This is a genomic window from Gluconobacter oxydans (assembly GCF_006539685.1).
Classification (GTDB): Bacteria; Pseudomonadota; Alphaproteobacteria; order Acetobacterales; family Acetobacteraceae; genus Gluconobacter; species Gluconobacter oxydans.
The window spans coordinates 15418-36795 of sequence record NZ_BJNM01000022.1; the positions used below are offsets into that span (position 1 = coordinate 15418).

Annotated in this window: 18 protein-coding genes and 1 pseudogene; 7 read left to right on the top strand and 12 right to left on the bottom strand. The window is 60.7% G+C overall.

What is annotated here, in order from left to right; translation table 11 throughout:
- Window positions 1–48 precede the first annotated feature (48 nt).
- The 3 genes from GOX01_RS09610 to GOX01_RS09620 are packed head-to-tail and all read left to right on the top strand — an operon-like array spanning window position 49 to window position 3792.
- Window positions 49–933 (top strand): LysR family transcriptional regulator, encoded by an 885-nt coding sequence (locus GOX01_RS09610; RefSeq protein WP_062269303.1) that lies wholly within the window; start codon window positions 49–51, stop codon window positions 931–933.
- 13 nt (window positions 934–946) lie between these two features.
- Complete coding sequence (locus GOX01_RS09615) at window positions 947–2539, top strand: gamma-glutamyltransferase family protein (RefSeq protein ID WP_011252848.1); 1593 nt, start codon at window positions 947–949, stop codon at window positions 2537–2539.
- Window positions 2533–3792 (top strand): cation:dicarboxylate symporter family transporter, encoded by a 1260-nt coding sequence (locus GOX01_RS09620; RefSeq protein WP_011252847.1) that lies wholly within the window; start codon window positions 2533–2535, stop codon window positions 3790–3792. The genes GOX01_RS09615 and GOX01_RS09620 overlap by 7 nt, the downstream gene beginning before the upstream one ends.
- Here GOX01_RS09620 and GOX01_RS09625 read toward each other — a convergent pair whose 3' ends face one another.
- The 3 genes from GOX01_RS09625 to GOX01_RS09635 form a co-directional block, all read right to left on the bottom strand.
- Window positions 3793–5127: an AtzE family amidohydrolase gene (locus tag GOX01_RS09625; protein ID WP_024717045.1), complete on the bottom strand. Its 1335-nt coding sequence runs from the start codon at window positions 5125–5127 to the stop codon at window positions 3793–3795. It abuts the gene before it with no gap.
- On the bottom strand, window positions 5124–5303 hold the full coding sequence (locus GOX01_RS09630; protein WP_024717044.1) for a DUF4089 domain-containing protein: 180 nt from the start codon (window positions 5301–5303) through the stop codon (window positions 5124–5126). The genes GOX01_RS09625 and GOX01_RS09630 overlap by 4 nt, the downstream gene beginning before the upstream one ends.
- Before the next feature lie 87 nt (window positions 5304–5390).
- Window positions 5391–6305: an NAD-dependent epimerase/dehydratase family protein gene (locus GOX01_RS09635; RefSeq protein WP_228119289.1), complete on the bottom strand. Its 915-nt coding sequence runs from the start codon at window positions 6303–6305 to the stop codon at window positions 5391–5393.
- A 305-nt stretch (window positions 6306–6610) separates the two neighbouring features.
- On the opposite strand from GOX01_RS09635, the gene flgH reads away from it, so the two are divergent.
- On the top strand, window positions 6611–7357 hold the full coding sequence (gene flgH / locus GOX01_RS09640; protein ID WP_011252844.1) for a flagellar basal body L-ring protein FlgH: 747 nt from the start codon (window positions 6611–6613) through the stop codon (window positions 7355–7357).
- A 56-nt stretch (window positions 7358–7413) separates the two neighbouring features.
- Here flgH and GOX01_RS09645 read toward each other — a convergent pair whose 3' ends face one another.
- From GOX01_RS09645 to hrcA, 8 genes are all read right to left on the bottom strand, one after another.
- Window positions 7414–8655: a tetratricopeptide repeat protein gene (locus tag GOX01_RS09645; protein WP_011252843.1), complete on the bottom strand. Its 1242-nt coding sequence runs from the start codon at window positions 8653–8655 to the stop codon at window positions 7414–7416.
- A gap of 3 nt (window positions 8656–8658) precedes the next feature.
- On the bottom strand, window positions 8659–9093 hold the full coding sequence (locus GOX01_RS09650; RefSeq protein WP_011252842.1) for an ExbD/TolR family protein: 435 nt from the start codon (window positions 9091–9093) through the stop codon (window positions 8659–8661).
- A 72-nt stretch (window positions 9094–9165) separates the two neighbouring features.
- Window positions 9166–9591 (bottom strand): ExbD/TolR family protein, encoded by a 426-nt coding sequence (locus GOX01_RS09655; protein WP_011252841.1) that lies wholly within the window; start codon window positions 9589–9591, stop codon window positions 9166–9168.
- 4 nt (window positions 9592–9595) lie between these two features.
- Window positions 9596–10696: a MotA/TolQ/ExbB proton channel family protein gene (locus GOX01_RS09660; RefSeq protein WP_081107049.1), complete on the bottom strand. Its 1101-nt coding sequence runs from the start codon at window positions 10694–10696 to the stop codon at window positions 9596–9598.
- A 137-nt stretch (window positions 10697–10833) separates the two neighbouring features.
- Window positions 10834–11502 carry an energy transducer TonB gene (locus tag GOX01_RS13315; RefSeq protein WP_011252839.1) on the bottom strand — a complete coding sequence of 223 codons (669 nt, stop codon included), beginning with the start codon at window positions 11500–11502 and terminating at the stop codon, window positions 10834–10836.
- Between the two features lie 388 nt (window positions 11503–11890).
- Window positions 11891–13022, bottom strand: a protein-coding gene (gene prfB, locus GOX01_RS09670) for a peptide chain release factor 2 (protein ID WP_098049516.1) whose coding sequence is annotated in 2 segments (ribosomal slippage) — window positions 11891–12952 and window positions 12954–13022 — 1131 coding nt in all. Because the reading frame shifts where the segments join, the coding sequence is not laid out codon by codon here.
- 59 nt (window positions 13023–13081) lie between these two features.
- The gene (locus tag GOX01_RS09675) at window positions 13082–15742 is read right to left on the bottom strand and encodes a penicillin-binding protein 1A (RefSeq protein ID WP_011252837.1); all 2661 of its coding nucleotides are present in this window, start codon (window positions 15740–15742) and stop codon (window positions 13082–13084) included.
- A 103-nt stretch (window positions 15743–15845) separates the two neighbouring features.
- A complete protein-coding gene (gene hrcA, locus GOX01_RS09680; protein ID WP_011252836.1) occupies window positions 15846–16916 on the bottom strand; it encodes a heat-inducible transcriptional repressor HrcA in 1071 nt (356 codons plus the stop codon).
- A gap of 81 nt (window positions 16917–16997) precedes the next feature.
- On the opposite strand from hrcA, the gene rph reads away from it, so the two are divergent.
- The 3 genes from rph to GOX01_RS09695 all read left to right on the top strand — a co-directional run bounded on the left by rph (window position 16998) and on the right by GOX01_RS09695 (window position 20558).
- A complete protein-coding gene (rph, locus tag GOX01_RS09685; protein WP_011252835.1) occupies window positions 16998–17720 on the top strand; it encodes a ribonuclease PH in 723 nt (240 codons plus the stop codon).
- Window positions 17720–18343 carry an RdgB/HAM1 family non-canonical purine NTP pyrophosphatase gene (gene rdgB / locus GOX01_RS09690; RefSeq protein ID WP_034954260.1) on the top strand — a complete coding sequence of 208 codons (624 nt, stop codon included), beginning with the start codon at window positions 17720–17722 and terminating at the stop codon, window positions 18341–18343. Before rph ends, rdgB begins: the two co-directional genes overlap by 1 nt.
- Before the next feature lie 310 nt (window positions 18344–18653).
- Window positions 18654–20558 (top strand): glycosyltransferase family 2 protein, encoded by a 1905-nt coding sequence (locus GOX01_RS09695; protein ID WP_174787484.1) that lies wholly within the window; start codon window positions 18654–18656, stop codon window positions 20556–20558.
- Between the two features lie 75 nt (window positions 20559–20633).
- Here GOX01_RS09695 and GOX01_RS09700 read toward each other — a convergent pair.
- Window positions 20634–21378 (bottom strand): annotated as a pseudogene (locus GOX01_RS09700) (hypothetical protein); the annotation flags it as partial.

Below are 21378 nucleotides of genomic sequence, written 5' to 3' on the forward strand. Positions count from 1 at the left end.
GAGTCAGATCAAGTTGACCTGCCAATAAATATGGTACCACATATTGGCATGAAAGATCAGATGCATCTCGATCCGTTCCATCTGCAATCTTTTCTGGCGGTCGCGGAAACGCTGCACTTCACATCCGCCGCACAGAGCCAGGGGGTGAGCCAGTCCACCATCAGCCAGCATGTCAGCCGGCTGGAGGAGCAGCTTGGCACGCGCCTTCTGGCCCGCAGCACCAAGAGCGTCCGGCTGACGGAAGATGGCACGGCGCTGATCGGTCTGGCCCGGCAGCTTCTTCAGTGCGAGGACAGCATTCTCTCCCGTTTCCGTCAGGAAACGCCCCGGGGAACCATCCGGCTGGGTGTGACGGAAGACCTGCTTCTGACGCGGTTTCCCGAAATTCTGGGAACATTCCGCGCCTCGCATCCGTCGCTTCAGATCACCATGACGGTCGGTCTGTCAGCATATCTGGCCCCGCTTCTGGATCAGGGGGAGCTGGACGTCTGGTGCGGAATGCGACGCACGACGGAGACGCGTGGCCAGAAGCTGTGGACCGAGGACATGCGCTGGTACGCACCTGCGGGGACGGAATTTCCGGCAGAGCAGTCCATTCCGCTCGTGACATTCCCCGATGACAGCGTCACACGGCGCCTGGCGATCGAAACGCTCAACAAGGCCGGGCGGGCCTGGCATCTGGCCTTTACCAGCGGCAGTCTTGGCGCGCTTCTGGCCGCTGTGCGCGCCGGCTATGGCGTGACGCCGCAGCCGGCTTTCCTGCGCAATGTGGAGCACCTGTCGCATTGTGCTCCGGGACTGCTGCCGGAAATGCCGCAGGTGGAGTTCATCGCCTCCACCCGTCATCAGACCGCGCAGGGCCCGGAAGAGCTGCTCATCCGGACGCTGTGCGCCCATATTCCACGCCTGCAACCCGATCTTCTGCCCCTGTAAGGACCCCTCCGTCATGCTGACTCCCAATGCCTTAGGTGGAATGGTTACGTCTCCGCATCATCTCGCCAGTCAGGCGGGGCTGGATGTTCTGCGCGAGGGAGGAACGGCGATCGAGGCAGTCGTGGCTGCGGCCTCCACGCTGGCTGTGGTTTATCCGCACATGACCGGGCTGGGCGGCGATGCGTTCTGGCTGATCTGCTACCCCGACGGGCGCACCGTGGCCATCGACGCCTGCGGAGCACTGGCCATGGGAGCAGAACACGCGCTCTATGCCGAGGCCGGACACACCACCATTCCCTGGCGCGGCGGTCTGGCGGCCAATACTGTGGCGGGAACGGTCTCGGGCTGGGAAACGGCACTGGAACTGAGCAGCGAGATCCGCGACCCGCTCCCACTGGACCGGCTGCTACGCGATGCCATTCATTATGCCGAACATGGGCGTGTGGTCTCCGAAAGCGAAGGAGCACTTCTGGCACAGAAACAGCCGGAACTCATGTCGGATCCGACATTGGCGCACATCTGTTTTCCAGAAGGCAAACCCTGGACAGCGGGCAGCATCCGCAAATCGCCCGAACTGGCCCAGACGCTGAGGATGCTGAACCGGGACGGGTTGCGCAGTTTCTATAACGGGCCGCTGGCGCGCAGTCTGGCCGCTGATCTGGCCGCGGCAGGCAGTCCAGTCCGGTCTCTGGATCTTCTGGCGCATCGGGCGGAGGTCAAAGAACCTCTGCATGTGCAGACCAGCGACGGCTTTCTTTACAATACCGCCCCTCCCACGCAGGGTGTGGCCTCGCTTCTGATCCTGGCCCTGTCGGATCATCTGAGCCGTGCAGACGGGCCGGAGAGCTTTGCCCACGTGCATGGTCTGGTCGAAGCCACCAAACAGGCGTTTCTCTATCGCAACCGCCATACGGATGGCAGCGAACACTCCGAGGCACTGGCCCGGGAACTGCTGGCCGATCCGGCCCGGCTGGAAGCGATGGCGTCCCGCATTTCCATGACCCACGCCATGCCCTGGACCGAGAAAACGCAATGGGGCGACACGACCTGGATGGGTGCGATCGACCGCAATGGCGTCGCGGTCAGCATGATCCAGAGCCTGTATTTCGAGTTCGGCTCCGGCGTAATGCTGCCGCAGAGCGGGCTGTTCTGGCAGAATCGGGGATCGTCCTTCCGGCTGGCCCATTCGGGCTGGAACATCCTGCGCCCCGGGGCCAAGCCGTTCCATACGCTTAACCCGGCTGCCGCACGCCTGCGGGACGGCCGCACGATGGTCTATGGCACCATGGGCGGCGAAGGCCAGCCCCAGACGCAGGCCGCAATCTTCAGCCGTCACGTCCGCTATGGCGTGCCGCTTCAGGAGGCCATCTGCCGTCCGCGCTGGCTGCTCGGGCGGACCTGGGGAAACGAGAGCCTGTCGCTCAAGGTGGAGCCGGGATTCAGTCCGGACGTCATGTCGCGGCTTGAAGCAGCCGGGCATACGGTCGAAGCACTCCCCGAACAGTCCATTATCATGGGTCACGCCGGCGCGCTGATCCGCCACGAAAACGGGCGGCTCGAAGGTGCCACCGATCCTCGCAGTGACGGGGCCGTTGCCGCGTGGTGAGAGCTCTGGCCGGAAACCTGTTCGCGCAGGTTGTACTGGCGACGGTGCTCGGGCTTGGGAGCGGACTGTTCTTCCCAGCCCTCGCGGATGATGTGGGATGGATGACGGCGCTGTTCATGCGCCTCATCATCATGGCGGTCGGGCCGCTGCTGTTCTGTATCGTAACGCTCGGAATCCTCGGGGCCGGATCACTGAAAACGGTCGGGCGGCTCGGGGGACAGGCCCTGCTCTATTTCGAGATCATGACGACGCTCGCGCTCGGCGTAGCAGTTCTGGTGGCGATGGGGCTCGGGATCGGCCGGGGCGTCGGATTCATGCCAACGGCCGAGGATGCGCGGATGATCGCATCCTATGGCGACCATGCACAGAACCTGCGGGCCGGAGGCATCAGCGGATTTCTGCTCTCGCTCGTGCCACGCACCCCAGCGGAAGCCTTCGCACAGGGGAACGTCCTCCAGATTCTGGTCTTCGCAATTTTTGCCGGGTGCTGCCTGAATGGCATGGGTGAGCGAGGCGCGCCTCTGGTCCGGCTGATCGAAAGCGTCTCCGAACTGTTTTCGCGCATGATGGGTGTCATCATCCGCGTGGCCCCTCTGGGCGTGTTCGGCGCGATGGTGACGACAACGGCGCGTTACGGGCTGGAGACCATCGGGCATCTGGCCGGATTTACAGCGCTGTATTTCCTGTTGGTAGGTCTCTTTATCATTGGTGCGCTGGGCGGGGGCCTACGGCTTGCAGGGGTCAGTCCGCTGCGGTTTGCGCGTTATTTCCGCGAAGAACTGCTGATCGTCGCCACGACCACGGCATCGGACGCGGTTCTGCCCAGCCTGATGACCAAACTCGAAAAACTCGGGGTGGAACGTCAGGTCGTAGGAATCGTAGTCCCGGCCGGGTATTCGCTCAATCTGGATGCGCTGTCGATCTATCTGGGACTGGCGGTCATCTTTCTGGCCAACGCCACCGGAACGCATCTGACAGTCTGGCAAATCGCGACCCTTTTGGTGACGGCCCTCGTCACGTCCAAAGGCGCGCACGGAATTCCGGGTTTTGCGATCGTCATTCTGGCCGCAACGCTGGCAAGCGTGCCGTCCATCCCGCCCGCAAGTCTGGTAATGCTTCTGGCCGTGGACTGGTTTGCGGGGATCGCGCGGGCCGTGGGCAACTTCGCGGGCAACTGCGTCGCCCCGGTTCTGATTGCCGCATGGGAAAAGCGCCTCGACCACACGAAAATGGCCGAGGCGCTGGGACGTTAATCAGATCAGACGGGCTTCCGCCAGTCCGTCCGTTTCCAGCTTTTCAGCCAGAGCAAAGAGCTGGTCCTCGCGGCCCGGACGCGCGATGAGCTGCGCGCCGAGCGGCAGACCCGGAACCTTCATCGGCACCGTCAGAACCGGGAAGCCCGCAAGGGTCAGGGGCTGCGTATAAAGTCCCAGATTGGCGCGGGCAGAGACCATCTTGCCGCCGATTTCGATTTCCGGCTGATCGAAACGCGGGGCCTCGCCGACAAGGGCCGGGGCCAGCAGGATATCCGTCTTCGCAAAAGCCTCGTGCATCCGGTCGCGGAACCAGTGCCGCAGGCGATGGGCCTGAAAGATCAACGTGGAGGGCAGAAGAGCCCCGGCCAGCAGACGGTCCCGGACGGCAGGATCATAATCCGCAGCCTGAGTACGCAGACGTCCGAGATGCTGCCCCGCCCCTTCGGAGGCGCTGATGACAAATGCCGCAGCCCGCGCACGCGCCACTTCCGGAAGTTCGACGACATCCGTGGCTCCCAGCGCCATGGAGAGCGTATCGATCGCGGTCTGCATTGGCGCCGACATGTTCTCGCCGAACCAGCCGCCAAGCCGGGCAATGCGCAGACTGCCCACATCCACATCCGTCAGCGATCTGGCGCAGAGGGCTTCAAAACAGGCTTTCAGGCCGCCTGCACTGTCGGCAAACGGGCCAACCGTATCGAGGCTCGGCACGAACGGATAACTGCCTTCAACCGACAGACGCCCCTGCGTCGCCCGCAGACCCCAGATCCCGCAAAGCGATGCCGGGACGCGGATGGAGCCGTTCGTGTCGGAACCGAGACCGATAGAGAACATCCGCGCCGCCACACCAGCTGCAGAACCGCCTGACGACCCGCCGGCCAGACGCTCGGGAGCATGCGGATTGCGGGTATTGCCGTAATGAGCGTTGATCGTAGCGAACCCGTAGGCAAACTCGTCCATGTTCGTCAGCGCAATGGGGATGGCCCCGCCCGCGATCATGTGAGCAACAAGTGTCGCATCCTGCGTGGCGGGCGGATCATTGGCGAGAACCTTCGACCCGGCCGTCGTGATTTCCCCCCGGACATCGAACAGGTCCTTGATGCCAAAAGGTACCCCGGCGAGCGGCCCCGGATCCTGACCCTGCAGCACCAGGCGATCCACCCGCTCGGCAGCTTCCAGCGCACGATGCATCAGCAGGCGCGTGACGCAGTTATAGTCTTTGTCCCGTGCCTCGATATCGGCCAGGGTCTTTACGGTCAGGTCGCGGGCGGAAATCTCGCCTTTGCGCACACTGGCCGCGAGCGCGAGGGTGCGCTGCTGAAGGCCGCTCATGGTTCGTACCGGAAGGCGGGTTCGAGGCGATCTGGCAGGTCCAGCCCTTCGATCAGCGCGCCATAGCTGCGCAGAAGGTTAAGGTTGCTCCGCACGCCGGCATGAAATTCGGCAGGAATGGTCAGGCCATTCGCACGGGCAAGCACCGTGATTTCGGTATCATGGGGGTCTGTCATTATACGCACTCCGGTTGCCGGTTCTGCGGAAAGAATGACAACGCGCTCAGGCGCTGTCCAGCATCTGACGATCCCGCGAGCAGGGCCTTACGGCCTGATCCGGTAACGCCAGTCATTGAGAACGGTGATCAGGGTCTCATGCCACGGAATACGCGGCGCCCAGCCCAGTGCCTGACGGGCGGCAGCGGGATTGCCTCGCATGGACGGCAGGCCGGACGGACAGGGGATCGTGGCATCGACCTCAAGAGATGCGGAAATCCCGGCGACTTCCAGCAGATCATGCGCCATGGAGCGCACGCTCCGGGTCACGCCTGAACAGATGTTCAGCGCCGTTCCATTTGGCAGAGGCTGGGGAAGAGCGAGCGCATCAATGTAGGCGTCACAGGCATCGCGAACGTCGGTTATGTCAAAACCGGCATCCGGATGACCAACGGTAATGACCGGGGCCTGCTGTCCTGCCTCGATCCGGGCGACGTGTGCCGCGAGAAACGGCAGAATGGCTTCCTCATCCTGCGCGGTTCCAGCTTGGGTGAAGGAACGCAGACGCAGACCATGCAGCCCTTCCTGACTCAGGTTTCCAATCGCCAGATCCGCTGCGGCCTTGCTGGACGCATAAGCATTAACCGGCGCGATGACAGCGGACTCGTCGAGCGGCTGCCCCGAGGAAAAGCTGGCGCCGTAAATCTCGGCTGTCGAGACAAACACGAAACTGGCCTGGGGAGCGTGGGTCTCGAAGGTTTCGGCAAGGATGAGCGTTCCATCGAGATTGACAGTCCAGGCCTCAGCATTTTCCGCTTTCGCGCGGGCAACCGAAGACACGGCGGCCAGATGCAGACAGGCGTCGGGCTTTTCGTCTTTCACGAACCGTTCGACGGCGGCGCGGTCCCGGATGTCCATCGGGTCTTCAAGCAGGACGTGACCGGGAATGCGGTCTTTGAGGCGCGCCTTGAGATGCTGCCCGACGAATCCCTGCCCGCCGGTCAGCAGAATCCGCAGTCCCATTTCAGGACCGGAATGCGGAAAAACTGTCCGCAGGGAAAGAAGCTGAAACGATTGGCATGGGACATTCTCCAGACAGAATGGGCCCGGGCCATCAGGAATGTCGGCCCACGCCATGCTGTTTTCGGCCACATCCCCCGACAGGGCAAGGGCCAAGCGGGAGCCGTCACGCGCAAACAGTCTTCCCGCCCAGATGTAGGCGAAGACCGACTCTTTTCAATGCGCTGGAATGACGGCGTCTTAACAGGTTTTTTACCGTTGTCGTGTTTGCTTGGGATCATACGGAACTGACGGATCTCAACTTTCCCATGCGGCACGCTTTTCGACATTCTGTTCGCACTCTGGGGCTGCTCGGGCTTTTGCCGGTCCTGTCAGCCTGTAATTCCCTCGCGCAGATGTCGGAGATCGGACGGCCTCCCCGCATGACATCCATTACGGATCCCACGCTGGCCAATTCCTACCGGCCCGTCACCATGCCGATGCCACCGCTTCAGGCGCCCCCCGACGAAGCCGCGAGCCTCTGGCGTTCGGGCAGCAAGGCGTTCTTCAAGGATCAGCGGGCGTCGCAGGTGGGTGATCTGGTCACGATCATCGTGGATATCACCGACAACGCCGCCTTCAACAACGGAACAACTGCCGACCGCACCGCTGACGAGAAATTCGGCATTCCCAATCTGTTCGGGATCAAGGGCAAGGTCATCAGCGCCATCACTGGAGCGGACAGCCTGAGCACTGCCAGCAGCAGCGATTCCGGCGCAACCGGCAAGATCACCCGCAACGAGACCGTGACCCTGCGTCTGGCAGGAACGATCACCCAGGTGCTGCCCAACGGCAATTTCGTCGTGATGGGAAAGCAGGAAGTCCGGGTGAACAGCGAGTTGCGTGAACTGGGAGTCAGCGGCATCGTCCGGCCACAGGATATCACGGCCGACAATACCGTGACGCATGACCGGATGGCGGAAGCCCGGATTTCCTATGGCGGCCGCGGGACGCTCACACAGCTTCAGACGCCCCGCTATGGCCAGCAGGTCATGGACGCGATCCTGCCGTTCTGAACATAAAAAAAGCCGGGGCAGAACCCCGACTTTTTTATACTTCCAAGACGAACATCTTACTTCGCGGGACGCGACAGCAGCAGCGACCAGAGTTCAGCAACATCCTTGGCCGGGCCATTGCCCTGCACGGAAGCAAAAGTCTTGATGGCTTCAGCCTTCTGGCCACCGTCCATCTGCGCCATGCCGTATTCGACCTGCGCCAGATCCGGATAACGCGGGTTCTTGCCCAGGCCCGTCTTCATCAGAGCCAGACCGGCATCGACCTGCCCGTTCAGCACCTGATTGTAACCAGCGGTCAGAGCCGGGCCTGCATTCGGAGCAGAAGCGGCCTGCGTGACGGCAGAGGCCAGCTGGCTCCGGTTCGTTGCGGCCTGCTGGGCCACAAAGGCGTGGAACTTCGCGTCAGCTGCTGCGGTCGGACCATTGCCGAGCGAATGATTGGCATAACCCTGGTTCAGCAGGTTGAGTGCCAGCTGGGGCAGACCCATCTGGACCGCCCGCTCACCCATATCCTGATAATCGGACGGATCCTTGAGCACACCGGTCGCCAAACGGAGGCGCTCAACATAGAAAACCAGCGGCGGCGAAAGGTTCGGATTGGCCACCAGATCGTGGATCAGCATCGACCAGTAGTCAGGCTTGGAATAATACTTGGCCAGCAGGACATAGGCATGCGTCTTCGCATCCGCGTCCTTCAGGTTCGTATAGGCCGTGGCCAGCATCTGGAGCTGGTTCTCAGGTGGAATCTTGCCAGCCTTGATCGTGGCGTCCACCTGCTCCTGAGCCGCCTTGGCTGTGCCTTTCCAGTCCTGCTGCAGGTAGTAGCACTGGATCAGCATCGTCTGCATGCGCGGATCGGCGCCATATTCCTTCAGATAACGCTCGGTCGCCGGAATGGCGCGGGCGTACTGCTTGGCGCTGTAGGCCATCGTGGCCTGCGCCATCAGCATCTGGCCCTTGGCAGCCTTCGGCGTACGGGAGCTGTTGATCAGGACATCATAGGCCTTGATGGCAGCATCCGTGTTACCGGACTGCGCGGCGATGGCCGCACGCATCTGGGCCGTGGTGTAGGCTTCGTAATCAGTCTTGCCCTTGACCGCGTCCGCGGCGTCGACGGCTTCCATCGCCTTGGCATAATTCTTGGATGCCAGGGCGCTCTGGGCCTGCTGCAGATCCTTGCCCACGGCCTGGCCGAGGACATCGTCAGCATGAGCAGAGCCGGCAAGAGCGGCGATACCGAAAACACCGGCCAGCAGGAGATTACGGGCGCTCAGACGGCGGTAAAGGGACAAAGACACGAATTACTGTCCTTCCATGAACTGATCCAGACCGACAATCCCCAGCTTGGTCATGCCGAGACGCTGTGCATCTGCCATAACATGGGCCACCGTCTTGTAGTCGGCAAGACGATCGGGATGGATATGCATTTCAGGCTGGTCCGGCATTGCTGCGGCAGCTTCGAAATGGGCCTGAAGAGCGGCCTCGGACGTGATCGGCTCGTTGTTCCAGGAAATGCTGTTGTCGTAGCCGATGCTGACGGTCACGAGCTTGGGTTGTTCGGTCGATGGGGGAGGATTGCCCTGAGGCAGATCGATCGCCACCGAGTGTGTCTGAAGCGGGATGGTGATGATCAGCATGATCAGCAGCACCAGCATCACGTCGATCAACGGCGTGGTGTTGATATCGACAATGCCTTCGTCTTCGTGCGTGCTGTCAGATCCGACGCTCATGCCCATGACGGCGGTTCTCCAAAAGGGTGACGTGAAAGCAGGAACGGGCCGTTTCGTTCAAAACGACCCGACACGACCTCAGTTCGAGTGAGGCTGCTCGGTAATGAAGTCCACGTGGGCGATCCCTGCTTCCTGGCAGGTTGCAACCACCTGGCCGACTGCCAGATACTTGGCAGCCTGGTCACCGCGGATCTGGATCTGCGGCTGCGGCTTTTTCTTTGCCGCCTCGACGAGGCGGTTCAGAAGTTCGGTGTGGTTCGGGACGAGTGTAGTGTCCCAGAACACCTGACCGTTCGCATTCACGGCCAGGACAACGTTACCCGGCTTGGTCTGTGTCGGCTGATTGGCATCAACCGGCAGCTTGACCTTCACCGTATGCGTGGCGACGGGGATGGTGATCAGAAAGATGATCAGCAGCACCAGCATGACGTCGACGAGGGGGGTGGTGTTGATTGCCGACACCACCTCGTCGTCACCGCCGCCTCCTCCGACGTTCATTCCCATGGTATCAGACCCGCTCGCTGGTGGTGATGGTGGTCGGAACGGACATGCTGCCCTGCTCCGGGCTGACGCCGTGACGGAAGCCACCGATCAGAACGGACTGGATGTCGGCAGCGAAGTTGCGGACGCGATCCATGGCACCCTTGTTGCGGCGGACGAGCAGGTTGTAACCCAGCACGGCCGGAACAGCGGTCGCAAGACCGATGGCCGTCATGATGAGGGACTCACCAACCGGACCGGCAACCTTGTCGATGGACGCCTGGCCGGAGATGCCGATGGCCGTCAGGGCGTGATAGATACCCCAGACCGTACCGAACAGACCGACGAACGGAGACGTGGAACCCACCGTACCAAGGAAGGCGAGGCCGCCCTGCATACGGGTGTTGATGGTGTCGACCGCGCGCGAGATGGACATTTCGGTCCAGGACGGCAGATCGATCGAGTCACGCATGGAGCCTTCGTGGTGCTCTGCAGCCACGATGCCCGTCTCGGCAATGTAACGGAACGGGGAAGACGGCTTCAGGGCAGCAGCACCGTCGTGAACGGACGGCTTGGTCCAGAACTCACGGGCAGCTTCCTTGGATGCCGCGAACAGACGGCCCTGCTCCAGGAACTTCATGACCATGATGATCCAGGTACCAGCGGACATGATGACCATGATGATCAGAACGCCACGGGCAATCGCGTCACCATTGGCCCACAGGGCGCCAAGGCCATACGGGTTGCCCTGCGGAGCAGGAGCTTCCGGCGTTGCGGTTGCGCTCTCGCCCGGCGTTGCGGCCGCGGCAGGAGATTCATCGGCCGGAGCCGTTGCCGGAGCTGCGCTGTCGGAAGGAGCGGCTCCTGCCGGAGCGCCGGCATCGTTAGGGGCGGCTGCAGCCGGAGCACCGGCCGGATCGGCGGACGTCGTCGGGGCAGCCGGGTTGGAAGAGGGATCCACCGGAGCCGCTGCGGGAGCACTCTGGTCGGCCGGAGTCGGCTGGGCGAAAGCGACGGCCGGTGCAACGGCACCGGAAGCCAGGGCCAGCGTCAGAGCCAGTGCGCTGGCCCGGACGGCACGCGCCTTCGTCGGAACGGCAAGGGCAGGAAGGCGGAACAGTCTGGTCATGAACTCCATATCCTCGTTAGAGATGCCCATTTTCGGAGCTTTCTGGGTTGTCGGCCATATGGAGACCGGCCCTTTTCTGAGCCCTGCCAGGCTTGGAGAACCTGACAGGGCAATTCTGTTTGACGGCAATCGAAAGATCAGTCGTCGCCCATCGTAAAGTCGATGTGCAGCACGTGATGATGCTCTGTTACCGGAGCGCCGTTCACGACGGCGGGCTGGTAACGGGCCCGACGAAGGAAGTCGAGCGCACTTTCCACGAACTCGTGTCCACCGCTTGAGCTCACAATGGTGCAGTTCGCCGTCTTGCCTGTCGGAAGAATGTCACACGATGCGGTCACATGACCTTCGCGATTTTCTTCCATGGCTTCGTCCGGATAGACTGCCTGTGCGCCGTTGATCGGTCGTGCACCAGCCGAATGATCGGGAACTGCGTCAGCCGGCGGACCCTGCGGCGGAGCCGGAACGGGCTCTGGCGACGGAGTTGGGCTGGGCGGCACCGGATGCGGCGGCTTGACATGCGTGACCCGCTGGACCGCTTTCGGCGGCGGCGGAACGCTGATCTTCGGCGGCGGAATGTACGGCGGTGGCGGCTGTTCCATCTGCGGCGGCGGCGGCGGCGGTGGCGGCGGTGGCGGCTTGGGCTGTTCCTTGATGACTTCCGTCTTGATAGGCGGCTTTTCCTGGACCAGCTTGCTCACGGCACCGCTCATGAGCGCATAGATCACGGCGCCCATAGCCAGCACGGCCACGACGATCGCGACAATGTAGTCTGTCGGCTTGCGCTGCTGTGCGGCGTAGCTCTTCATGTCGAAACCTTCTTACCCCTCACTGACACCGGCGTTGATCCACATCTGCCGGGTGGGGTGCCCCCGATTTCTGTGTTTCCATCGGGTTCCCTCACCGCAGACCCATAAAATGCGTCACATGCTTTGAGAACATACCCGATATGCTGATTGGGCAGTCTAACCCCCCTGCTGTCAAGCGGGTTATTGCCTTTATCGAAACGATTTTTTCATAATGACGACATATTCTTCGGTTCTGGCTGTCGTCGTATGACCAAAAATATCGCAGAGAATCACCGTAACGCAATTTCTCTCTGCCTATTGTGACAGATTTCATAAAAAAACAGGGTGTCAGAACGGTTTTTCCGTTCCGGCACCCTGCAGGACCCTGATTGCAGTCCCTCTTTCTGCCCTACTGGGCGGAGGCGCTGGCTTCGGAGCGGGTCGCTCCCACACTCTGGGCCAGAGAGGCCGACATGAAGTCGTCCAGGGCACCATCGAGCACGGCGCCCGGGTTCCCCTTCTCCACCCCCGTCCGTAGATCCTTGACCAGCTGGTAAGGCGCCAGAACGTAGGAACGGATCTGGTGGCCCCAGCCGATATCGGTCTTTGAGGCTTCCGTCTGGGCAGCCGCCGCCTCACGCTTCTGGAGCTCCGCCTCGTACATGCGGGCCCGCAGCATTTCCATGGCTTTGGCACGGTTGCGGTGCTGCGACCGGTCCGTCTGACAGGCCACCACGATCCCTGTGGGGATATGGGTGATCCGGATCGCCGAATCCGTCTTGTTGACGTGCTGTCCACCCGCACCGGACGCTCGGAACGTATCGACACGCAGGTCCGAATCGTTGATGTCGATCTCGATCGAGTCATCGACGACCGGATAGACCCAGACGGACGCAAACGACGTCTGGCGACGGGCTGCCGCATCGAAGGGTGAGATCCGGACCAGACGGTGCACGCCCGCCTCGGTCTTGAGCCAGCCATAGGCATTGGGGCCGCTCACCTGGATGGTGGCGGACTTGATGCCGGCCTGCTCGCCTTCGCTGCCTTCGATGAAGGTGACCTTATAGCCATGCTGCTCGGCCCAGCGCGTATACATGCGCAGGAGCATCTCGGCCCAGTCCTGGGCTTCCGTGCCACCGGCGCCCGCATTTACCTCGACGTAGCAGTCATTGCTGTCCGCTTCGCCCGAGAGCAGACTTTCGATTTCGCGCTTGCGAACGTCCTCGGCAATGGCGCGCAGGGTCTGCACGGCGTCCTGGACGAGACTTTCGTCTCCTTCCATTTCCGCCAGTTCGACCAGTTCGAGCGTACCTTCGACCTCGGATTCGATCCGCTGGACACCTTCGATCTGGTTCGCCAGCGTTGTCCGCTCGCGCATCAGCTTCTGAGCAGCGTCCGCGTCATTCCACAGGTCGGGATCTTCAACGCGGTGGTTCAGTTCCGCGAGACGTGTTGTTGCGACATCCCAGTCAAAGATGCCTCCTCAGCAGTGCCACCGACTGCTTGATCTGCTCTGAAAGGGCCTCGGTTTCGGCCGACATAATGTCCTCCACTGAAAGGGCGGCCTGTCACCGCCCCATTCGGTCTGTTCTGGTGCGTCTTAGTATAGGCCACCCACGCCGATGTCACCATCAGACGGAGCAGGTTTCTGGGCCTGCCCCGGAGCTGCGGCCGTGCCGCTTCCGGGGGCAGTTCCAGCCATTCCCCCACCCTGGCCGGCTGTCTGGGCCATATCGCTTTCGGAATCGGAAATTACGCTGTCCGCGCCCGTATCGGCGGCAGTCAGGGCTTCCGTGCCTGCGCCGAAGCCATGCAGTTCAACGGAAGCGCCCGGAACCTGATCGGTCTTGAAGCCATCCACCGCGGAGATGCGTCCCGTGTCGTAGCTGGCCAGCGTGATGCCGTCAGGCACCCGGAAATCCAGCTTCGGACGGCTGGAAAGTGCCACCTTCATGATCTTGTTCCAGATCGGTCCGGCAACACGACCACCATCCGAATTGCGGCCCAGCGTCTGGGGCGTGTCGAAACCGACCCAGACAACCGTGACGATATCGGGCGAGAAGCCGGCGAACCAGGCGTCATGGAAATCCTGACTGGTACCCGTCTTGCCCGCAATAGGACGGTCAATGCCAACACCTGCCATACGACCAGTCCCGCGGGCGATCACGTCCTGCATCATCTTCACGATCTGGAACGTGCTCTGCTCGCTGGCGAGAACCGGCCGCACATCCGTCAGGGCCGGAACAGGCACACTGCCCGGCGGGGGAACCGTCGGCGTTGCGGAAGGAGTTGGGGGAGCTGTCGCAGGGGCGGGCGGCGTCGTGCCATCCGTGGGAGCCGGCTGTTCGGCAGGGGGCGCCTGCATGGCGGTACCGAGCTTCAGGCCACCCGCCTGCCACAGGACAGTGCCTGCACGGTCCTGGATGTCGTCCACGAGGGTCGGTGTGACGATATGGCCGCCATTGGCGATCGTGGCGTAGGCCGCAGCCTCGCGCATGACGGTCGTCTCGACGGCGCCGAGGGCTGCAGGCAGCACATGGGGCATCTGTGCCACCAACCCGGCCCGGATAGCCGTATCGGCGACGGCCTTCATGCCGAGATGGGCAGCCACGCGGATCGTAACGAGGTTACGGCTTTCACGCAGCGCGTCATGCAGCGTGGTGGGGCCCCAGTTATCGTGCTCGTAGTTCTGGGGGTGCCAGTCACCATAGGAAACAGGCGAATCGTCGAAGCGCTCGGAGGGGGAGATCCCCTTTTCCATGGCAGCCAGATAGACGAACGGCTTGAAGGACGATCCGGGCTGACGCAGGGCCTGCGTCACACGGTTGAACTGACTTTCATGGAACGACCAGCCGCCAACCATCGCCAGAACGCGACCCGTGTGGACGTCCAGCGTGACAGCGGCACCTTCGACCTGCGGGATCTGGCGCAGCGCTGCGGAGCCGCCTTCCTGCGGTTCGATCATGATGACGTCACCGACCCGAAGCGGATGCATCCGGCGCGCCCAGGCAATATCCGTCGCAAGAAGTGCGCCCTTGCGGGCCGTACCTTCCTCGATCCAGCCCACATGCGTCGCCCCAGGCAGCACGACGGCCAGACGCCACTCACGCAGCATACCGCCCGGAGGCGTGACGTGATCGAGAACACTTTCCCAGCCATCATCCTGAATGTCCGGCAGGTTGCGCAAAGGCCCCCGCCAGCCGCTGTGAACGCGGTCGTAGTTCATCAGGCCTTCATGCAGAAGGCGCGTCTCGGTGACCTGAAGGCTCTGGTCGAGGCTGGTATGAACTTCCAGGCCGCCCTGCGCCGCCCGCTCCTGCCCGTACTGGGCGATGAGCTGACGGCGGACTTCCTCACCAAACCATTCAGAATCAGGCAGAGGCCCGAAACGCTGCTTCTGCTGCGGGACCAGCGGCTCCTGCTTTTCCTGATCAGCCTGCTGGCGTGTCAGCACACCAGCCTCAACCATCAGGTCCAGCACAAGGTTACGCCGCGCCATCGCGGCCTGCGGATGAAGGAACGGATTGTAGTTCGTGGGCGACTTGGGAAGGGCGGCCAGTGAAGCGGCCTCGGCGTCGTCAAGCTGGTCGAGCGGCTTGTTGAAATAGCTCTGCGCGGCCGCCGCGACACCATAGGCGCCGTTCCCCAGATAGATGCCGTTCAGATAGATTTCGAGAATCTTGTCCTTGGACAGCACCTGCTCCATTTTCATGGCGAGCAGGGCTTCTTTGATCTTGCGATCAAAGCTCAGAACATTGCTGTTGAGCAGCATGACCTTCGCGACCTGCTGGGTAATGGTCGAGGCCCCCAGCGGACGGCGGCCATGACGCGCAAAGATATCCGTCAGGCCCGCACGGCCGATCGCCATGAAATCCACACCGCCATGGGTGTAGAAATTATGGTCTTCGGTCGCGATGAAGGCGTTCTTCACGCGCTCGGGGATCGCGTTGATCGGCACGAAAATCCGGCGCTCGTTCGCCAGTTCCGCCATCAGACGGTCATCGGAAGCATAAATGCGGCTGACGGTCGGCGGCTGATAGGCGCGCAGGCTGTCCACGCTGGGCAGATCCGCCACCAGCTTGGCATAGGTCGTCCAGCCCAGAACCCCTGCCCCGGCGATCCCCACCAGCCCTACACCGGCGATAATCGCCAGGGACTGCCGGTAGCGGCGGAAACGGGGAGGACGGGGCGGCGTGGCGCCAGGACCCTGTGGATTGCCAGAGTCCTGGGGATTACGGGAGCGGAAGGAACGTCGCGTCATGACTTCTGCATAGCATTGTTCCGCATCCGCCGTCGCCCCCGTCTAAAAGGGTCATTTCGTGACAAAGATGCAGGTCTGGGACAGGCAGAATTTCCGCGTTTCATCAGCCAAGCAGACGCCCGACCATCCGCGCGGTGTAGTCCACGACCGGCACGATCCGCCCGTAGTTCAGACGGGTCGGGCCGATCACGCCGATGGCGCCCACGATCTTCTGGGCCTCGTTGCGGGCCGGGGCCACGATCATGGACACGCCCGACATGCCGAACATTCCACTTTCACGTCCGATATAGATCCGCACACCTTCGGACGCATCGGCCAGTTGCAGAAGCTGGAGCATGGTCTCCTGCGTCTCGAGATGATCGAACAGCATCCGGATGGTGGTCAGGCGCTCAATCTCCGTGATGTCGGCCAGCAGCTTCCCCTGCCCTTTCACGAACAGCGTCCCGCCATCGGCATCCCATGTCGCCAACCCGCTCTCGATCACGCTCGCGGTCAGCGCATCCAGTTCGTGACGGCTGGCGTCCATTTCCGCCCGGACCCGTTCGCGAAGATTGCCGAGCGTCAGATCACCGAGACGGGAATTGAGGTAGTTCCCGGCCTCGACCAGCGCTGAAGGCGGAACACCGGGTGGCGTCTCAATAATGCGGTTCTCCACCTGCCCGTCCGAGCCCACCAGAATGACCAGCACCCGCCCCGGACCCAGCGCCACGAACTCGATATGCTTGAGCGTGGCATCCGATTTCGGAGCGAGCACCAGTCCGGCAGCAGAAGAGAGGCCCGACAGCAGGGACGACGCTTCGGAAAGAATGTCCTGATAGGAGCGGCCATGGATATCGAGGCGGCTGTCGATGCTCGCTCGATCTTCTTCCGTCAAAGAACTGAACTGGAGCAGACCATCCACGAACAGGCGCACGCCTTTTTCAGTCGGCAGTCGCCCGGCCGAGACATGCGGGCTGAACAGCAGTCCGGCACGGGCCAGTTCCGCCATGACATTGCGGATGGTGGCCGGGGACAGGCTGGGCTGCAGACGCTGTGCGAGGGTTTGGCTGCCAATGGGTTCGCCGGTTTCGACATATTCCTCGACGATTTCCCTCAGGATCGCAGCTTCACGATCTCCCAGACCGTGGGGCATCGGGATGGAGGGGCGGAACAGGGGAGGCTGTGGTCGCATCATGGTAAACCAACTGTCGGGGCTGGATGCCTTCACGTCAAACGCGGTAGAGGCGGCACATATTCTGCCACAGGATCTTTTTACATGACTGACACCGCAGGCAAGCGTCCTTCAGGACGTGCGCCGGACGAAAACCGCATTGTTTCGATCGAAACGGGCTTTGCCCGCCATGCTGAGGGTTCGGCCCTCATCCGCGTCGGCGGGACGGAAGTCCTGTGCACGGCCACGATCGAAGACCGCGTGCCGCCCTTCCTGCGCAACAAGGGACAGGGCTGGATTACGGCGGAATACGGGATGCTCCCGCGCGCCACGCACAGCCGGGGCCAGCGCGAGGCCGCCAAGGGTAAACAGTCCGGCCGCACGCAGGAAATCCAGCGCCTGATCGCACGTTCGCTGCGCGCCTGTGTGGACCTGAAAAAGATCGGCGAACGGACCATCACGCTCGACTGCGACGTGCTGAATGCGGATGGCGGCACGCGCTGCGCCTCCATTACGGGCGCCTGGGTCGCGCTCTCTCTGGCACTAAAAAAAGCCAAACGGTCGCAGGCCCTGACGGCACAGGTCGCGGCGGTCTCCTGCGGGCTGACGGATGCCGGAGCCGTGCTGGATCTGGATTATGTCGAAGACAGCAGCGCACAGGCCGATACGAATTTCGTCCTGACGGCAGATGGTGGCATCATCGAAATTCAGGGAACGGCCGAGGACAAGCCGTTTCAGGAAAGCGAATTCTTCGAACTCCTGCGGCTGGCAAAGCTCGGCACGGCCCGACTGTTCGAAGCCCAGAACAAGGCGCTGGAGACTACATGATGCGTAAACTTTCCCCCGGTTCGAAGATCGTGCTTGCCAGCCACAATGCCGGCAAGCTTCGCGAATTCTCCACCCTGCTGGCCGAAAGCGGAATCACCGTAATCTCGGCCGCAGAACTGGATCTGCCCGAGCCGGAAGAAACGGAAGAGACCTTCACCGGCAATGCCGCCATCAAGGCGCTGGCCGCAGCCCGGGCCTCCGGACTGCCTGCGCTGGCGGATGATTCCGGGTTCTGCGTTTCAGCGCTGGATAACCGTCCGGGTGTCTATTCCGCGCGCTGGGGTGGGCCGACCAAGGACATGCAGGTCGCGATGGAGCGCGTGCACCGGGAGATGGGCGATAATCCGGATCAGCGGGCATTCTTCGTCGCAGCCCTGTGCCTAGCCTGGCCGGATGGCGAGACCCGGACCGTGCAGGGCGAATGTCACGGCACGGTCGTCTGGCCGCCACGGGGCGATCATGGACACGGGTACGATCCGATGTTCGTACCCGAAGGCGAAAGCCGGACGTTTGCGGAAATGTCGGAAGCGGAGAAAAATGCCGTGAGCCATCGCGGACGAGCCCTGACGGCATTTCTGAACACTTGTCTGGACACTTCCACACAAAAAACGGAGAGAAAATAAATGAGGCGATATTTGGGAAAATTATACCTGATCCGCACCAAAATCGCCTCAACCAGAAAATGTAAGGAAATTTTCCAGGAAAAAGATTTAATGAATCCGATAATTAAAACAAAATAAAGCCAAAAATTTTTCAAACAGCATTTATATTTTTTACATATTGTTATTTTTATATTTTACTTTACTTTCAAAAATCACACGCTCCATGCCTAGCCTGATTTCTATTTAGATCCTACCAAAAACCTATCTCTTGATCTAAAAAAGAGAGCAAATTAACGATCAAGTAGATTCAAAATACAGGACCTGACCGACGATGGCGGCATTCTATAAAATAATCACCTTCCATAACGCACCCATCGTCAGTGAAGAAAACCATGGAGAACTGGGCAACCTGATCCCTGGGGAACACGAACGAACAGTCCTGTGCTCCCCGGTCGTAGCCATCACTATCCCCTCCATGCCATCACATGTTTTCCTGGTGGGGGCGACACATCCCGTCCCCTTGAGGGTCCCCCTTTCGGATCTTTCCGGGCATATCGTTCCACTTCGTTTCGAGCATCATTCCGAACAGAGCCAGCTGGCTTTTTTACATCCGGTCCTCGATCAGTATCTGTCTGCAATCATTCCAGAAGAGCCGAGTGGATATGCTCGCATAGAAGGAAACCGTCGCAGCGTTGCAGGATGGGAGTTATTCCGACTGGAGCCTCTGGCAGCCAACGAAATCACACAGCGCCTGGAACTGCTTGCTGAACGCCTCGATCATCTGTTTGCGCGCGGCATTACCGTAAACACGCTTCTGGAAACCATCCGCGCTGAAACTATCTTCGGAACCCCGGAACTTCTGGACGCAGCACTCCCATTTCTCTCGACGCTCAACCTGGAGAAAATTGCGACACTGCTCCAGCAGGACAAAGCTCTCTGCGAGACTCTGGCACGGCAGATGCCGGAGGATCCATGGGCAGCAGAAGGCATTCCACTTCTGATGCACTGGATTTCACAACGCGATACACACGGCAAAATCACACCGGCCTCACGTTATGAATGCCCCCAGAACCAAACCGTACTGGGAGTTACAGGACTTCATAAGGACATCGCCAGCTTTGCCCATGCCTGTGTTCATGCGATGCGCCGCAAAGTCACTCCGACGCGAGGCCCCGCAATTCTGGCCTGCGTCCGCAATGAAGGCATCTATCTGCTCGAATGGATCGCCTACCACCGTGCAATCGGAATCGAATGGTTCTTCCTGTACAGCAACGATAATGATGACCAGTCTGATGACATCCTTCGAACCCTTTCCGAGCAGGGCATCATCACCTGGGTCAACAACCCCATAAAACCGGGAAAAGCTGCCCAGCATAAAGCCTACGGCCACGCACTGAGCATTGTCCCCGACATTCTCGACTTCAGCTGGGTCCAGGTGCTGGATGGAGATGAATTCATTGCCCTCGATCCACAGCGTTTTTCAAACCTTCAGGATTACCTCCTCTGGACTGAAACACACCCGGTCGACGCCATCTCGCTGAACTGGCGGTTTGTCGCCTCCGAACCCCTCCCAGAAGGAGAGGAAACTTTGTTCCGTGATCCCCTCACGATGCGGAACTCGCGTTTCGTGCGACATGACGTCATTGGCGATCCAGGCAGCCGTCTCGTTAAATCAATGTTCCGCCCGGCACAGGTCATCCAGTCGCAGGCGCATTATCCCGTTGCGTCATACCGATATTCAACAACAATGTGCCTCTCGGACGGAACGCCCCATACATGGCAGTCACCGCCGGCGGGAGTCCCCTCCAGCGCGGCTTTTGCGGACCACATCATTTTCGAAAAAATCGGGATTTATCATTATTTTTACAAGTCTCCGGAAGAATGGATGTGGAAATCATCCCGTAATCGCGGCGACAACCCTTCAAAGCAGGGACTGGATCTTCGGAACTTCGTTGATGGCTGGACTGGTAATTTCATGTCCCAGATCTCTGACGACATGCGTTCCGGTGAAGACCAGTGGATGGCGCCCCGGCGTGCACCCTTCCTATCGGAACTGGAGAAACTCAAGAGCCTGCCCGGAATGATGCAGGTCCTCCAGAACATCTACACGACATATCGGGAGCGCTCTGCCTTGATCCGCAACCGTTTGCAGGCAGAAAATATCCGGGCAAGACACTCGGAAAATAACAGAATATTCTTTGACCTCATAAATGTACCAGAACAGCCCAATTCGTGAAGAATATCCTTATGAGATCAAGGTATAAATCAATTTCAGGCTTCATTGTCTCAAATAAATCCCGAAACAGCTAAATCAAAAAGAACTTAACGCAACCCTCTTCCACGTATTATTTGCAACACAGACGTAGTGATAGTTTGCATCATCGGTAAACTGCCCCGCTTCACAGGCGGAACTACTACTGGCTGGGGTCACCAGATTCTCTTTGAACATATGCCCGCTAATATCCGCATCTCCGCCAACAGACGTTTTTGCAGAAATCTGGGTCGCTGACGTTCCTGTCAGATAAGAGTAATCGCCCGTCGTGGACGGAAAAAGAATCAGACTCTGCCCGTTCCCGACACTAACGCCGCCTTTACCGAGAACAGTACCTCCAGCCGTAACATCGCCCGTAACCTGCGCTGCACCAGTGAATGTTCCGTTGTAGCCCGTAATCGAGGCATCACCGCCCTGATACGTCCTGGCAGACAGGGTCAATCCGCCAACAGACGGCGGCGCATACCAGTACGAATATCCGTTGTTATCGGACGGAATGAACTGAAGCTGGTTTCCCGCAGTCATGGCGATCGTGCTCTGGGCATTGAGCTGCTGTGTGGTCGTCATAAGTCCGTCAGCCCGGACATCCAGGCCACAACCCGAAGCACCACACAGCGATAGCCCCCCGACATTCGCGCCGTTGTGATTCCACACGATTTCACCCGCGCCATTCTGGGACGGATCGAGCGTGTTGGCATACCCGTTATCGACGATGCCAAGATGGAAGGACGCCCCGTTGATGCCGTTGGTGTCTGGCAGATCCTTCTTCTCCCAGCCCATCAGA

What these genes read in the sequence shown, in the direction of transcription:
- flgH (WP_011252844.1), top strand. Translation starts at nt 6,611, where the DNA reads ATGCGGCACGCTTTTCGACATTCTGTTCGCACTCTGGGGCTGCTCGGG.
- GOX01_RS09615 (WP_011252848.1), top strand. Translation starts at nt 947, where the DNA reads ATGCTGACTCCCAATGCCTTAGGTGGAATGGTTACGTCTCCGCATCAT.
- GOX01_RS09610 (WP_062269303.1), top strand. Translation starts at nt 49, where the DNA reads ATGAAAGATCAGATGCATCTCGATCCGTTCCATCTGCAATCTTTTCTG.
- GOX01_RS09695 (WP_174787484.1), top strand. Translation starts at nt 18,654, where the DNA reads ATGGCGGCATTCTATAAAATAATCACCTTCCATAACGCACCCATCGTC.
- rph (WP_011252835.1), top strand. Translation starts at nt 16,998, where the DNA reads ATGACTGACACCGCAGGCAAGCGTCCTTCAGGACGTGCGCCGGACGAA.
- GOX01_RS09625 (WP_024717045.1), bottom strand. Translation starts at nt 5,127, where the DNA reads ATGAGCGGCCTTCAGCAGCGCACCCTCGCGCTCGCGGCCAGTGTGCGC.
- hrcA (WP_011252836.1), bottom strand. Translation starts at nt 16,916, where the DNA reads ATGATGCGACCACAGCCTCCCCTGTTCCGCCCCTCCATCCCGATGCCC.
- GOX01_RS13315 (WP_011252839.1), bottom strand. Translation starts at nt 11,502, where the DNA reads ATGAAGAGCTACGCCGCACAGCAGCGCAAGCCGACAGACTACATTGTC.
- GOX01_RS09635 (WP_228119289.1), bottom strand. Translation starts at nt 6,305, where the DNA reads ATGGGACTGCGGATTCTGCTGACCGGCGGGCAGGGATTCGTCGGGCAG.
- GOX01_RS09660 (WP_081107049.1), bottom strand. Translation starts at nt 10,696, where the DNA reads ATGACCAGACTGTTCCGCCTTCCTGCCCTTGCCGTTCCGACGAAGGCG.
- GOX01_RS09650 (WP_011252842.1), bottom strand. Translation starts at nt 9,093, where the DNA reads ATGGGCATGAGCGTCGGATCTGACAGCACGCACGAAGACGAAGGCATT.
- GOX01_RS09630 (WP_024717044.1), bottom strand. Translation starts at nt 5,303, where the DNA reads ATGACAGACCCCCATGATACCGAAATCACGGTGCTTGCCCGTGCGAAT.
- GOX01_RS09675 (WP_011252837.1), bottom strand. Translation starts at nt 15,742, where the DNA reads ATGACGCGACGTTCCTTCCGCTCCCGTAATCCCCAGGACTCTGGCAAT.
- rdgB (WP_034954260.1), top strand. Translation starts at nt 17,720, where the DNA reads ATGCGTAAACTTTCCCCCGGTTCGAAGATCGTGCTTGCCAGCCACAAT.
- GOX01_RS09655 (WP_011252841.1), bottom strand. Translation starts at nt 9,591, where the DNA reads ATGGGAATGAACGTCGGAGGAGGCGGCGGTGACGACGAGGTGGTGTCG.